7 protein-coding genes and 1 pseudogene are annotated in these 16,043 nt (G+C 57.0%); 3 read left to right on the forward strand and 5 right to left on the reverse strand.

Annotated features, from left to right (window positions below; genetic code table 11):
• Positions 1–23: 23 nt before the first annotated feature.
• From AC1DSG_RS07795 to AC1DSG_RS07805, 3 genes are read left to right on the forward strand one after another with little or no spacing between them, the layout of a single operon-like run.
• On the forward strand, positions 24–3,809 hold the full coding sequence (locus tag AC1DSG_RS07795; RefSeq protein WP_477790360.1) for a Tc toxin subunit A-related protein: 3,786 nt from the start codon (positions 24–26) through the stop codon (positions 3,807–3,809).
• The gene (locus AC1DSG_RS07800; protein WP_477790361.1) at positions 3,806–8,335 is read left to right on the forward strand and encodes a SpvB/TcaC N-terminal domain-containing protein; all 4,530 of its coding nucleotides are present in this window, start codon (positions 3,806–3,808) and stop codon (positions 8,333–8,335) included. The genes AC1DSG_RS07795 and AC1DSG_RS07800 overlap by 4 nt, the downstream gene beginning before the upstream one ends.
• Positions 8,332–11,175, forward strand: a complete 2,844-nt coding sequence (locus AC1DSG_RS07805; protein WP_477790362.1) for an RHS repeat domain-containing protein — start codon at positions 8,332–8,334, stop codon at positions 11,173–11,175. The genes AC1DSG_RS07800 and AC1DSG_RS07805 overlap by 4 nt, the downstream gene beginning before the upstream one ends.
• A 56-nt stretch (positions 11,176–11,231) precedes the next feature.
• Here the strand turns inward: AC1DSG_RS07805 and AC1DSG_RS07810 are convergent, their stop codons facing one another.
• The 5 genes and pseudogenes from AC1DSG_RS07810 to AC1DSG_RS07830 form a co-directional block, all read right to left on the reverse strand.
• A complete protein-coding gene (locus AC1DSG_RS07810; protein WP_477790363.1) occupies positions 11,232–11,600 on the reverse strand; it encodes a glyoxalase superfamily protein in 369 nt (122 codons plus the stop codon).
• Positions 11,601–11,722: 122 nt separating this feature from the next.
• Entirely contained in the window at positions 11,723–13,180 is a 1,458-nt protein-coding gene (locus tag AC1DSG_RS07815; protein ID WP_477790364.1) for an N-acyl-D-amino-acid deacylase family protein, read from the reverse strand.
• A gap of 40 nt (positions 13,181–13,220) precedes the next feature.
• Entirely contained in the window at positions 13,221–14,672 is a 1,452-nt protein-coding gene (locus AC1DSG_RS07820) for a SulP family inorganic anion transporter (RefSeq protein WP_477790365.1), read from the reverse strand.
• 213 nt (positions 14,673–14,885) lie between these two features.
• The gene (locus AC1DSG_RS07825) at positions 14,886–15,779 is read right to left on the reverse strand and encodes an NAD-dependent epimerase/dehydratase family protein (RefSeq protein WP_477790366.1); all 894 of its coding nucleotides are present in this window, start codon (positions 15,777–15,779) and stop codon (positions 14,886–14,888) included.
• A gap of 103 nt (positions 15,780–15,882) precedes the next feature.
• Positions 15,883–16,043 (reverse strand): annotated as a pseudogene (locus AC1DSG_RS07830) (LysR family transcriptional regulator); the annotation flags it as partial.

The raw sequence follows: 16,043 nt of genomic DNA on the forward strand, positions 1-16,043 counted from the left end.
CACCACGTGCTCAAGGAATGAACATGTCTGTTGCTATGGAAAAACAACTCAATGAAAGCCTGCGTGATGCTCAGCTTGGTCTCTATCTGTCAGCGATCGCACCGCAAGACAAGACTCTGAAAGAACTGAAGATTGCAGAACACCTTAAAACGGCCACTGATCTTTATCACTATTGGTTGCTTGACGTGTTGGTCAGCCAGGATGTGCCAACCAGCCCGGTAGCCTGCGCCACCACCAGCCTGCAGCAATACATCAACAGTATTCTGGCCAACATGGAGCCGGGATATCACACCGCGCAGATTCCAGCAGAGCAAGTCGAAACCTGGCGCACCGTCATGCATCACTACCTGGACTGGGTGACCCATCAACACCTTCATTACTTCCCCGCGGCCTATCTTGATCCGACGCTTCGCAAAACCAGATCCGACAGCTTCGAACAACTGGAGAACGACCTCAACCGCAACCAGCTCACTGCCGAATCGGTACAAACGGCGGTGCTGGCCTATCTGACCCGACTGGAAGAAGTCGCCAACCTGGAAATCGTCAATGGTTACATCGACGGCGACAACTTCGACGACAGCACCTATTACTTCATTGCCAAATCCCGTGCCGCCAATACCTGGTATTGGCGCTCTCTGGACATGGCCTGTCGACCTTTCGTGCCCGGTTCCAGGACTGACCAATATGATGCACCGGAACCACAGGCATGGTCCGACTGGCATCGCGTCAATCTGCCCGTCTCCGAAAGCACCCTCGAGCACACCATTCGCCCGGTCATGTTCAACAACCGTTTGTATGTGATCTGGGCCGAATGCATCTTTCAGGATCAGGCGATCAAAGCAGATGACAAGAATAAAACCTGTCCTTTGTTACGTCTGAACATGTGTTTCAAAAAATATGACGGAAGCTGGAGTACGCCACAGACCTGTGTGCAAGGTTACTGCTCAGCCGAATCTGCGGTAGGTATAAGCCTGGCAACGTTGAAGGAATACATACAAACCATTGTCACCTGTGATCAATCGTCGTCCTCGCTCTGCCTCGTATTGCATATCGGTGAATTTGAGCGCAAGGATTTTAGTATTCCATTTTTTGATTTCAGCATGTCGGCCGTTATCGACAAGGACGCCTTGATCACGTCAAACGTTGTTCTTCGCACTGCACTGCATTTCGATCGTGACAAGACACTTCTTGCTCTGCTCGAGTGCTGGCCATACACCAAGTCAAAGGCGCTCCAGTACCGTTACAAATCAGCCTCGTCGAYAATTCCTTATATTAATTCCCATAAGGATGACGCGTTAGGCACGGCATACTTCATCAACTTCAAGAGCTCCCGCCAACCCATCCGAATGAATATCGCCTTCGCCAGGCACCTGATCGAGCGTGCAGAAGAAAGCATGGATACATTGCTGAGCTGGTCCTCTCAGCACTTGCAAGAGCCTCCACTGGCGGCAGACAAATCACCTGAGCAACTGGATTTCTACGGTGCCTACGGTCGTTACTTCGTCGAGCTGTTTCTATACCTGCCCTGGCTGGTGGCGCACCGCTTTAACCAGGAGCGCCAATACAGCGAAGCCGAACGCTGGTTGCAGTACCTGTTCAATCCCTCGCGAAAAGCAGTCAGTGGCGCTAACCCGGATTACTGGAACGCGGTGCCACTGATCACCGACGCGGCCAATCCCGGTCAATCCAGTTATGCCATCCAGGGGACAGAGGATCCGCACCAGATTGCACTGAGTCATCCCGTGCACTTTCGCAAAGCGTTGTACATGCTCTACATCGACATTCTGCTCAATCGCGGCGACGCCGCTTACCGCGAATTGACCCCCGACAGCCTGACCGATGCGAAGCTCTGGTATTTGTGCGCGCAGAACCTGTTGGGTCCGAGACCGGATATCAGACAGACCGATCTATGGGCAGCACTCACGTTGAAAGAATTCAGCGAAGAGCCCAATAGAAAACTGTACGCGTTGGAGAAAGAACTGGCGAAACCCGTCGTAGCAGACGACGCCTCAAAGCTGGCCCCTCAAGTGTGTGTTCGACCTTACAGCCATTCACCCTCCGCAAATGCAATCGACGCACCGCATTCGCGCCTGCCCTTCAACCCCGTGCTATTCCCGCGCTGGGAGAAGCTCGAAAGTCGCCTGCATAACCTCAGGCACAATCTCGACATTGTCGGCCGCCCCTTGCGGCTTGCGCTCTTCGCGGCGCCAGCAGCGCCAGACAACCAGCTCGGTGCCACTCCCCAGCGCGCTGCCGAGCCCGGCATGGCCCAGCGGTTGGGCACAGTGATTCCGCCTTACCGGTTCAGTGTCCTGCATGCCCATGCCATGAGTGCGGTAGACACGGTCATTCAGTTCGGCGCAACGCTGATGTCGTTTATCGAACGCAGCGAGCAAGCCAGTTATCAGGAGCTTCAGCAACAGCACGTATGGGATATCGCCAGCATTGCAGTAGACCTGCAGACCCAGGCTTTGAAGATCGAGCAGAAAACCCGAGAGGAGGTATTGGCCAGTAAATCCATCGTCGTAAATCGCCGGGATCACTACAGTCGGTTGGTCAACGAAGTGGTCAATCTGGAAGAAGTGGCGGCCGCCGCTTTCCATCTGGAGGGGCGTATCGCTGAAGCAAGCGCCCAGGCGGCTAATGCAAGCGGCCAGGGGCTGAAGGTCATTCCCAATATTTTTGGCACATCGGACGGGGGCGCGCGCGTGGAGGGTGGCCCCTTCGCCATGATGGCCTTGGCTCAAGGTGTCGCTACCGTGGCCTATGGCGCTGGTGAAGCCTTGGATCGCGCTGCGCAGTACCGGCGCCGCTATCAGGACTGGACGCTCGCCCACGATCAGGCAAAACTCGAAATTGCCCGGATTGATGCACAGCTGGCGGTGGACGCCGAACGAGAAACTGCCTCACGATTACTGTTGCAGCAAACTCAAACGTCTCTGTCCCAGGCCCGGGCTTCCTACGACTTTCTCAGCAAGCGCTTTACCAACTCACAGCTCTACCAGTGGTTCACCCATCAGTTCTCCAGCTTCTACTACCAGGCGTATGACTCGACGTTTTCGTTGTGCCAGCTCACCGAGGCGAGTTGGCGATATGAAACCGCCAACAACACCACGCAACCTTTCTTTCAAAATCAGGCCTGGAACAGCACCTACCGTGGACTTGGCCCCGGCGAGCGTATGAAGCTGGGTTTGGTGAAGATGAAGAATGCCTGGTTGCTGGGCAACGAGCGTGAACTGGAAATCCGCAAGACCGTGTCGTTGCGCCTGCTTCATACGAAAGAAAACATCTCGGGTACGCCTGCACCGTCCATCAACAAACCTTGGGACGATACGACCGCTGCTGACGAACCCGTCACCAAAGGAATCAGGTCCACCCTGTTGGATTCCGGTCGATGCGAGTTCGAGTTGACGTCTGCCCTTTTTGACAACGACTACCCGGGGCACTGCCTGCGCAGGATCAAAAGCATCAGTATTTCCCTGCCGGCCGTTCTTGGCCCTTATGAAGATGTCCGCGCCACGCTGTCTCAGACAAGCAGCGAAGTCGTCATGCCCGATAGCGACAAGACGGTCATGAAGAGTCTGCGCGCCCATCAGCAAATTGCCCTGTCGACGGGGATCGACGACAACGGCCTGTTCACCCTGAATTTTCAGGATGAGCGCTACCTGCCTTTTGAGTACACCGGCACGATTTCGAAATGGCAGCTGTCATTCCCCAATCATGCGGCACAGAAAGCCATGCTCGAATCGCTCACCGACATCATCGTGCACGTGCAATACACCGCCAGAGCTATCGGGGGTGCGCAATGAGTGAGCAAACTGTTATTCCTGTGCATTCCCCTGCCCTGCCCAAGGGCGGAGGGGCGATTCAGGGCATCGGCGACGGCTTGGGTGCAATCGGCTCCAGCGGAACCGCTTCCTGCCAGATTCCGTTGCCCATATCGCCCGGTCGCGGATATGCCCCGAGCCTTGCCTTGAGCTACAACAGTAGCCAAGGCAACGGCGTGTTCGGCCTGGGTTGGAAATTGTCCCTGGCGACGGTCTCACGACGTACGCACCTGGGGGTTCCCGCCTACACCGACGATGATTTATTCCTCGGCCCTGGTGGTGAGCTTCTGATGCCCGAGCGGAACCGGGAAACCGGCGCTATCGTCTCCACCCAAAAGCTGTGCAGTGACGGTACGCAGCAGGCCGAACACACCGTCGTGCGCTATCGCCCGCGCATCGAAGCCACGTTCGACTTGATCGAGCATTGGTCCCACGCCGGGGACAAACCGGGCTTCTGGCTGATACATAACGCCGACGGTAGCCTGCATGTGTTTGGGAAAACTTTGCTCGCACGTCGGGCGGATCCCGACGAACAATCCCGCGTAGCCGAGTGGTTGCTCGAAGAGAGCCTGAATGCCCATGGCGAGCATATCGGTTATGAGTACAACGCAGATCCGGCCTCCCTGCCGGGACCAGCCGACTGCCGGGCCCAGCGTTACCTCAGTCTCATTCGCTACGGGAATTTCAAAGCCGACTCACAGTTGTACTCGTGTAAAACCGACGGGTTCAAGGACGTCCGTTGGCATTTCGAGTTGCATTTCGACTACGGTGAACGCAGCCCTGCACTGGATAAAAAGCCCACGTATCCGGCAACGAATTCGTCGCCCGTACGCGGCGACCCGTTTTCGGATTTTTCCTATGGGTTCGAGTTGCGAACCCAACGCCTGTGCCAGCAGGTGCTCATGTTTCATTACTTTCCCGATGAGTCATCGATGGGAGCGGTACCGGTGCTGGTTCGCCGTACGTTGATCGAGTACCAGACCGCCCCCTTGTCCTACAGCTGCCTGAGCGCAGCGATGACCCAGGCCTACGGCGAAAGCACCGACAGTTACCTCCCTCCCCTCGAGTTCACCTACTCCAACTTCGCACTGGAACCTGACGTTCATCGCTACAAACTTTTCGAGGCGTTGTCGCGACTCAACCATCAACAGCACTTTCAGTTCGTCGATCTGCTAGGGGAAGGACTGCCCGGTGTGCTCCACCGTACCGACAAAAGCTGGCGCTATAGCCAACCACTGCGTGATGACGCTGGAAGGGATCGGGTCACCTATCAGGCGTTGAGCGATCTGCCGCATATCCCGCTGGCCGACAGCCGAAAATCGAGCCGTCAGTTTCTCGGTAATCTCAGCGCCAGCGGTCGTCCCGAATGGATTCTGGCGCAACCCGGACTCAGTGGATTTTTCACCCTGAAAGCCGATGGCAAATGGTCCGGGTTCACGCCGCTTGACGCCGTTCCGACCGAGTTCTTCCATCCTCAAGGACATTTGGCCAACCTGATGGGCGCCGGGCTCAGCGACCTGATCATGCTCGGCCCCCGCAGTGTTCGCCTGCACGCCAACCTAGATGGCAAAGGTTTTTCCAGCGCAACCGACGTGGTACGCCGGGCGGATGAGGACGACCTGCCACTGCCTGGTAACTCGCCCAGCGAATTGGTGGCTTTCAGCGATGTGTTGGGCAGCGGGCAACAACATCTGGTTCGAATCCGTCATAACGAAGTGAAATGCTGGCCCAACCTGGGCCGGGGACGCTTCGGAAAAGGCCGGGTGATCGCCACGCTGGATTTTACCTATGAGGAATTTGAAGCCTCTCGCGTGCTGCTGGCCGACCTGGATGGCTCGGGAAACACGGATCTTGTTTATCTCCTGCCCGAGTGCGCGCGCATTTTCATGAACCGTAGCGGCAACGGGCTGAGCCCGGCGATCGATTTGCCATGGCCCGAAGGGATTCGCCATGACCGCTTCTGCCAGGTGACCGTCACAGACCTGCAAGGGCTCGGCTGCTCCAGCCTGGTGTTCAGCACCTCAGGGGCAACGCCACGACACTGGCGCTATGACTTCGTCAGCACCAAACCCTACTTGCTTCAGACAACCAACAACAACATGGGCGCTGCCGCGAGCATCAGCTACCGCAGCTCTGCACAAGAATGGCTGGACGAAAAAAAACAACTACTCAAAAACAAAAACCCGGTGGTGTCACACTTGCCGTTTCCACTGTTTCTGGTCAAGCAGCAGACTCAGGAAGACGAAATCACTGGCAATCGACTGACCCGAAAATTTAAATATCGACGTGGCTTCTACGACAGCATCGAACGTGAATTCCGGGGTTTCGGCCTGCTCATCCAATCAGACATTCCCTCAAGCCGCAGTGATACAGAAAACAAACGCCAGACCGCTACGACACTGACCAAGACATGGTTCCACATCGGCAACGAGGTCGATCCGGTCATCCACGATCGAGACTTCAGCGATGGACAAGCCATTGCTCTCAAAAAAACCCTCCAGAATCTCGAGATCAGCTGGACCCGGCGCAGCGAAAGGCATGCCCCGGCCAACTCCTACTCCAAAGCCCGCAAGCGCGAAATCGCCCGGGCACTGAACGGACGGATCTTGCGAGTAGAGGTGTACGGCCAGGAACAAGGCGACCAATCAAAACTCCCGTATTCGGTGCAACAGCATCGCTACAAGGTCGACGAACTCAGGGGCATGGGCAAGCACAGCCCCCATTCGATCCTGCACCTCGTCCTGCTGGAATCGATCAACTACCAATACGAGCGTATCGCGCAAGACCCTCGCTGCACCCATTCGATTAATTTGAAATGGGACACCTATGGCTTCGTGACTCACTCCGTGGACATCAGTTATGCCCGGCGCAAAACGGCTGCCGACACCTCTCCGTTCGCCGGCAAGTGGGAAAAAAAATGGTGGGGCGATGCCCATGACGAAACCCAGCAGTACTACTACCTGAGCGAACATAAAGCTCAATTCATTCACATAGGGACAGCGCAAACCAGGCGATTTGGACTGCCTTATCTGCAACGCGTCAATGCATTGAAATTGCCCAAGGCGCCCATTGCAGGCGGCCTGAACCTCTCAGACATCAACCACGAGAACTTGCTTGTGCTGAGTGCTTCAGACGCCTGGAAAACCGGACAAGTCTTGACGAGCCTGTCTTTGCAGCGCTACAGGAAACCCGACGCCAGTGGCACCTTTCCTGACGGACAGGCCAGTGTTGAAGCGTTGGTCGATCACACGGAAATGGCTGAACTCAATCAGTTGGCGTTGAAGACTTACGACAGACTCAAGCAACAACCGGGCGCGTCGTCCTTTGATTTGACTCAACGACTCAAGGAGAACGGCTACAGACCAATGCCCATCGCCTTACCTGCGGACACAGAGTGGGATAAACAGCACGGCCTGTGGTCAGTACGACACCATTTCTTCACTTACGAAACAAAAGATGGTTTTTTCAAACCTTCAGGTTTCAAGGCAACCTTGCAGCAAGGCTCGACAACATTTACCCAAGATTCTTACTACTGCCTGACTACTCGTACGCAACTGCCGGACGGTTGCATCACCACAGCCTCCAACGTTGATTACCGACTGCTCCAGCCTTGCCGCATTACCGACGCCAACAACATTGTCCAGGAAGCGTTGTACGACCCATTCGGGCACGTTCAAGTCATGAGCCATTACAAAAGCGGTATCGATGCGGACATTGGGTTCAAACCCGTGTCCGACTATGCCCATCAATATGTTGGCCGACCGGATCTGGCCATCGAAAACCCGGAGCAGGCTCTGCAGCAAGTCGCCAGCGCCTGGTTCTACAACGCGTTCAGCTGGATGGGACAGATTGCGCAAGCCACACAGCAGGAACAGGATTTCTGCAAAAGCGCGGTGATTTCGGGCGATGTATTGCCCGGTGGATACATCCGCGCCAGCGCTCGCGCTCGCCTGGCCCGCAGCGACCTCAAGAAAACACCCTACGAACAAGCGCTCCAGACGAAAATTAAAAGCGTACAGCGCGAACCGGTTTACTGCGCCGAACTGCAAGCAGACCGATTCCCCGACGATGCTGAAAAGCAGAAAATTCGCGTTGTTGTCGTTTGCCGTGACGGCTTTGGCCGGCTGTTGCAAAGTAAACAGCAAGCCGGGCAAGGACCAGCACTGGCCGTCAACGAGGACGGTACGTTGAAGTCAGTGAACGGCAAACCGCTAGAGCACGAAGTCAGCCAGCGCTGGCGTGTCAACGAGCGTACCGAATACAACAACGGCCGGGTGACACGTACGTATCGACCCTGCTTCAGCGACCGGTTCCGCTATATCAATGATGAAACCCTGCGCACATCGGACCTGTGTGACCAGTTTTTCCATGACCCCTTGGGCCGACTCATTCGTGTCATCAATGCCAAGGGTGACGAGCGCCGCTACACCTTTCACCCCTGGTATTCCATCACCGAAGACGAGAACGACACACAACCCGACACCCCGGCCTCGGGAGGTGTGAAATGAGCGTCAACATTCATCGCCATACACCGACCCTGAACGTTGTCGACAGCCGCGGCCTTCAGGTCAGCGAAGTCCGCTACTGGTGCAATGAGTCCATCAAGGAGCCTGAGGCTCGCTTTACGCGCTACCGGTACGACATGGGCAATCAGACCGTCGAGCATTATTCGCACRCCGATGACATCAAGCTGAAGGTGGCAGACTCGACACACATCACCAGCCTGTCGGGTGCCGACGTTTTTACTGACAGTATCGATGCCGGGTGGCGGCTTACGGTTTTTGGAGAAGCAGGACAGGCGCTGGAGACGTGGGACTCACGCGGCAGCCATTGGCAAACGGAATATGACAGTCAGTTACGCCCATGGGTGATCTTCGAAGAATTCGAGCAACAGGCCCGACGGGCCATCGAGCGCTTCACCTACGCAACCAACTCGAACGACGCTGCAGAAATGAACCAGTGTGGCCAATTGATTCGTCATGACGATCCGGCTGGCACGCTGCTGTTCACCGCCTATGACCTGACGGGAAAGCCACTCAGCCAAACGCGGCATGTTCTGAAAGATTTGCACGTCGCGCATTGGCCGGAAGAGCTCGATGGGCGAAAGGGTCTTGTCGAAAGCAGTGCCGGCCATACCACCACGTGGCGGTACGCGCCGACCGGCGAAATCCTTGAGCAACGAGACGCCAAAGGGCATACGCAACGCTTCTGGTTCGATGTCGCTGGCCAGTTGCAAAAAGTCACCCTGCAACTCAACGGTGCGTCCGAACAGAGGCTGATACTCGATCAGGTCAGCTATAACGCGCAGGGTCAGATTCAATCGCAAGTGCTGGGTGGAAAAATCACCAGCGCGGCGACGTTCACGCCTGAAAACGGCCGTATGAGCCAGCGGACCCTCTCGCGCACAACGAAAAACACAAGCGTGCTTCAGAAGCTGCACTACGCCTATGACGCTGTGGGCAATGTGTTAAGTGTCCAGGACCACAGCAAACCCGAACAGCACAATGCCAATCAACGCATCAAGCCCGGCAGCACGTATGTCTATGACAGCCTGTATCAGCTGATTAAGGCGACCGGGCGAGAGGAACAGACGGCCAGCGTCCAGGCGGTGCTTCCCGATTGGGCTTCAGGTCCGGGAGACAGCAGTCGATTGCTCAATTTCACTCAGCACTACAGCTACGACGAGCGCGCCAATCTGATCAAGTTGCAACATCAACGGGACGGCAATAACTACACCCGCGAGATGCGCATCGCACCCGGCAGTAATCGGGGTCTGTCATGGAAAACCGGTGATTCGCCACCCGACTTTGCAACCGGCTTCGATGCCAACGGCAATCTGCAAGCCCTGCAAAACGGGCAACCGCTGCTGTGGAACTCGCGCAACCAATTGCAAAGCGTGACCTTGGTGAAGCGCGCAGGACAAGAAGCGGATACGGAAAGTCACCTCTACGATGGCAACGGCCAGCGCGTTCGCAAACGACAAATCCAAAAGGCTCATGCCGTCACTCACGTCCGCGACGTCCTCTATTTGCCCAGTCTGGAAATCCGGGAAAGCACGACGGAAAAATTCGAGGTCATCATTGTTCAGGCAGGAAACTGCAACGTCCGGTGCTTGCACTGGAGCCTGGGAACACCCTCCGGCATCAGCAATGATGCGATGCGCTTCAGCTTCGACAATCACTTTGGGTCCAACACGATGGAGCTGGATGCCGACGGTAACCTGATCAGCGAAGAAGGTTATTACCCCTTTGGCGGCACTTCATGGAGAGCCGCCCGCAACGCGCTAGAGGCGAACTACAGAACCATTCGTTACTCGGGCAAGGAACGTGACGCCAGCGGCCTGTATTACTACGGCCAGCGATATTACGCGCCGTGGTTACAGCGCTGGATCAGCCCCGATCCGGCAGGGGCGGTTGACGGGCTGAACCTGTTTTGCATGGTCGGGAATAACCCAGTGCGCTACATCGATCATCACGGCAATCAAAAAGACGAGGCTGCCATCAAGGAAGAATTAGGTGCCTATCCCGGCATTTTGAAGGAAGTGAACAATAGGGTTGGCACGCTGAACCATCAGCTCTACAACAGCATGAGAAAAAGAGACGTCGTAAAACGAATGTTTCAGAGTTACGCCTATACCGCCATGCGGTTCATGCTGTCGTGGGGGGCCGGCCTGCTGGCCGCACCAACCGGGCCGGCTGGCATGTTGGGGACGAAAATCGCCACGTCTTCAACGACTGACACGATTGCCAGCAAATTCAATGCAACACGGCATCTGCCCGTCGCCATCTATCCCCAGACCAGCCGACTGAAGCCTGACGAAATAGAATATAACGGCCGGACGGCTTTCTATGACTTGAAAGCAAAGGCTGAGCACGCAAAAACAGAGGACCTCAATCCACGGAACAAGACGGGACAGAAAAACCTGTCGGTAATGGCAACCGGCTTCATTCTGTCAACGGTGCTTGAGGTCCAAGGGCCGTGGGTTCGAAGCTTTGAATCGTCAACCCAGGCGACCAATGCCCTCGAGGGTCTGCCGGGACAGAAAATCGAGCGTTTGAACAATGCCCTGGCAGAACTCGACAATCATCTGGAGCACGACGCTCACGCCATCAACGCAGCATTTGACGATTTGGGAGTGGAGGAGTTTTATGCCGCAGGTGTGAAAAGCAGACTGGGTCAAACCACTGATCGCATGGCCGATCGTATGGGTGTAGAAAGCTCGAACCTCATAAGCCGCGCCTCTATGCAACGTGATGTGAACATCGCACGAGCAATGATACAAAGAGGAAGGGAGTTGCTGTTCAAACTTAATGAACACAACAAATCGCAAGGCAGGTTTTTTGTTTGAAGTTGACCTGCGAGACCTGTCGGCAAATCGACGGGGCCTCGCTTGACCTCGCTCAATCAAACACTGATCGCGTTGGTAAACACCAACCGGTTCCCGAACGGGTCTGCAATGGTCATGTCCTGGCTTCCCCAAGGCATGGCCTGAATCTGTGGATGCGCGAACTGGTATTCCTTGGCCAACAATTGCTGCTGGAATGCCTCGAGTTCGTCGGTCTCGATGCGCAGCGCCGACCCCGGCGTGCTGTCGCCGTGGTGTTCGGACAGGTGCAGCACGCATTCGCCACGGGAGACTTGCAGGTACAGCGGGAAATTCGCTTCAAAGCGGTGTTGCCAGTCGACCTTGAAACCCAGGAAGTCGACGTAGAATTCCAATGCCTTGGCTTCATCGAAAATCCGCAGGATCGGAGTGGTTTTTCCGAAGCTCATGCCGTTACTCCCTGACTAAAAAAGACACCCTAGTGTAGCTGGATCGAATATCAGCACTTCGGCTTGGTGCCGGCATTCTTTAATTGCAATGTGCCACTAGTGTGACGGACCACTAATATTGCTTACTGAAATCCGTCTCGCAGATCCCCTTCCCGCGCCAAAAACCGCCCTTCCCTTTTACCGTTTGCTTGCTCATCGCGGTAACTCAACACGCCGTTGACCCACACGCCGTCAATCCCTTGCGCAGCCCGCTGTGGGTCGTTGAAGTCCGCCACGTCGCGAATGGTCAGCGGATTGAACAACACCAGGTCCGCCCAATGCCCTTCGCGGATTTCACCACGTTCCTTCAAGCCAAACCGCGCCGCCGACAACCCGGTCATTTTGTGTACCGCCGTGTGTAGCGGAAACAGCCCGACATCGCGACTGAAATGGCCAAGCACCCGTGGGAATGCACCCCACAAGCGTGGATGCGGGAACGGGTCTTCCGGCAATCCGTCTGAACCGACCATGGACAGCGGATGCGCGAGGATTTTTCGCACGTCTGCCTCGTCCATGCCGTAATACACCGCGCCAGCCGGTTGCAAACGGCGGGCGGCGTCGAGCAGCGACACGCCCCACTCAGCGGCGATGTCCATCAGGTCGCGACCGCCCATTTCAGGGTGCGGCGTGGACCAGGTGATAGTGATGCGATGGGCGTCGGTGACTTGCTTGAGATCCAGCGTCGAAGAGCTCGCGGCGTAGGGATAACAATCACAGCCCACCGGGTGGGTTTTCGCCGCGTGTTCGAGGGAGGCCAGCAGTTGCGGACTGCGTCCCCAGTTACCGGCACCCGCGCATTTGAGGTGGGAAATGATCACCGGGGATTTCGCATGACGACCGATCTGGAACGCCTCGTCCATCGCCTCCAGCACCGGTTCGAATTCGCTGCGCAAATGGGTGGTGTAGACCGCGCCGAACGCCGCCAATTCTTCCGTCAGCTGCATCACTTCATCGGTCGAAGCCGAGAACGCGCTGGCGTAGGCCAGGCCTGTGGATAAACCCAATGCGCCGCCCTCAAGACTTTCGCGTAGTTGTTCGCGCATCGCGCTGATTTCGTCCGGCGTAGCGGTGCGAAACAGGTCATCGAGGTGATTGCTGCGTAACGCGGTGTGGCCGACCAGTGCCGCGACGTTCAGCGTGGTGTTTGCCGCTTCGACTGCTGCGCGGTAGTCGCTGAATGTCGGATAAACAAACGCTGCGGCTGTACCGAGCAGGTTCATCGGGTCCGGCGGATCACCGCGCAAACTCACCGGCGAAGCACTGATGCCGCAGTTGCCGACGATCACCGTGGTCACGCCCTGGCTGAGTTTGGGCAGCATCTCTGGCTGGCGGATCACCACCGTGTCGTCATGGGTATGGACATCGATGAAACCTGGCGCCAGCACACGACCGGCGGCGTCGATTTCTTCGGTGGCAGTGGCATCGTGCAAGTCGCCTATGCGCTCGATGCGACCGTTCAGGATCGCCACGTCGGCGGGATAACCGGGGGCGTTGCTGCCGTCGATGATCAGGGCGTTGCGAATCAGCGTGTCGTACATCATGTCTGTCTCCCGGCGGCAGGTAATCGTCCACCTGCCGCATTCATTCTCCGTCGTGATTCACCCGCGCACGTTTCAGCAGTTTCTTGCAGCGCTCCGACAAGTGCAGCACGCGCAGGTGCTTGCCGGCCTTGGCGTAGCGTTCGCGCAGCGCATTCAGCGCGGCAATGGCCGAGTAATCGACGAAGCTCAAATGTTGGCAATCCAGCGTGACCTGAGCGGGATCATTGGCGGGGTCGAATTGATTCAGGAAGGGTGTCGTCGAGGCAAAGAATAGCGTGCCATGCACCCGGTAGAGCTTACTGCCGTCGGTTTCCAGATGACTGTCCGCGTAAAGCTGCCGAGCCTGCTGCCAGGCAAAGTTGAGTGCCGCGATGATGATCCCGCACAACACGGCGGTGGCCAGATCAGTGAACACAGTAATCACCGTCACGGCAATGATCACCAACACGTCGTTCAATGGCACTTTGTTCAATACCCGAAGCGAGGCCCAGGCGAACGTTTGCTGTGACACCACAAACATCACCCCGACCAGCGCCGCCAGCGGGATGCGCTCGATCAGCGGGGAAAGAAACAGAATGAACAACAGAATCATCACTCCAGCCACCACCCCGGACAGCCGTCCGCGCCCACCGGAGCTGAGGTTGATCACGGTCTGGCCGATCATCGCGCAACCGCCCATGCCGCCGAATACGCCAGACACCACGTTGGCCGCGCCCAGTGCCACGCACTCGCGATCCGGGAAGCCACGGCTCTCAGTGATTTCGTCGGTCAGATTCAAGGTCAGCAAGGTCTCCAGCAGGCCGACCAGCGCCATCAAAATAGCGTAGGGCGCGATGATGCGCAGGGTTTCCAGACTCCAGGAGATGTCCGGCAATGCAAAGGTCGGCAAGCCACCAGCAATGTGCGCCATGTCGCCCAATGTGCGGGTCGGCAAGCCCAGCAGATACACCGCCAGCCCCACGCCCAGAATCGCCACCAGTGCCGGCGGTACAGTACGCGTCAGGCGCGGCAGCAGGTAAACAATGGCCATGGTGACAGCCACCAGCCCCGTCATCATGTACAGGGGCGTGCCGCTGAGCCAGGTGTCACCGCTTTTGAAGTGTTCCAACTGCGCCAGCGCAATGATGATCGCCAGGCCGTTGACGAAACCGAGCATCACTGGGTGCGGGACCATGCGCACCAGTTTGCCCAGCTTGAGCAAGCCGAACGCCAACATGATCAACCCACCGAGCAGCACGGTCGCCAGCAAGTACTGCACGCCGTGTTGCACCACCAGCGCGACGATCACCACGGCCATCGAACCGGCAGCACCGGACACCATGCCAGGCCGTCCGCCGAACAGCGCGGTCAGGGTGCAAATGATGAACGCCCCGTAAAGCCCCATCAACGGATTGAGGTGGGCCACCAGCGCGAAGGCGATGCATTCGGGCAGCAGGGCAAAAGAAGTCGTGAGCCCGGCCAGGACATCGGCGCGTAGGCGTTTTGGTTTCATGAGGGGATCGCACGCTGGGAGTGACAAGAAGAAAGTGCGCGGATGTTACGGAATTGGCGGCGGCCCGGCCAGTTATTGGGTCGCTGAAAACGCCATCGCGGGCAAGCCCGCTCCCACAGGAATCAGTGTCGTACACAATATCTGTGTCCTGTACAGATCCCCTGTGGGAGCGTGGCCTGCCCGCGATGAACGATGACGCGGTCTATAGCGAACTCAAACCATCTCGTCCCGAATCCACTCAATCACCGACACCCGCTTCGGCACCCAACCGAGCAACTCGCGCGCCTTTTTCCCGCGCACCCGACTGTTGGAACCCAAACCATAGTTGGCCATTTCATACCCCCACTCGGCTTCGGCATATTTCAGCGGCCAGTCTTGTGGAGCGCCCAGTTCCAGCGCCTGAGCAATGGCAGTAGTCATGTCGATGAACGACGCTTCTGCGCTTTCGACGAAGTAGAACGTGCCCGGTACGTTTTTGCTCAGCGCCAACAGGTACAGGGACACCACGTCTTCGATGTGCACGTTGGACCAGATGTTCTGCCCCGGGCCGACGTGCCGGACCACGCCACTTTTACGCGCCTGTTTGAGCAAGCGTGGCAGCTGCACGCTGTCACGGTTGACGCCCAGGCTGTGGCCGTAGATCAGGGTGTTGCAGATCACGGCCGAGTTCACGCCATCCTTCGCTGCAGCGAGAATCAAGTTGTCGATGGCCACGCGAGCGGCCTTGTCGACAGTCGGTTCCGGCAGCTTGTCTTCGAAGTAGATAACGTCGCTGGATTTTCCGCCGGACGCATCGCCGACGATGCTCGAACCGCTGGTGTGCAAGAACACTTTGTTGGAACCGCGCAACGCGTCGAGCAAGGCTTGCACCGCACCGCGATGGTCGCTGCTGGCGGCGTTGATCACCGCATCGGCAGCGCGAGCCTGTTCGGCTAGCAGTGTGCTGTCATCCAACGTACCCATCACCGGGGTGATACCCAGTGCGCTCAATTCATTGGCTTGTTCTTCGCTGCGCACCAGGCCGGTGACCTTGTGGCCCGCCCGGATCAGGCCGGTGGCAATGGAGCCGCCGATAAAGCCGGCGGCGCCGGTGACGAATACGTTCATGGAAGAACTCCTTGGCTGAGTAAGTGATGCAACGAGTATCGAGGAGTGATCACTGACGAAAAATCCCCTCTGACCCAATTCACTCTTGCGCAGGGATCACGAATCAGCCCTTGAAATCTGAATTCGCATAAGCTGCCAGCTTGCCCTGAATGAAGTCCAGAAAGCACTGGATCCGCAGGGCCAGCTGCGAGTTACGGTAGTACACCGCGTTGATCGGCTGGCGATAACCGCTGTTGAAGTCCGCCAGCAGCACCTGCAATCGCC

Source organism: Pseudomonas sp. P5_A12, from assembly GCF_056400685.1.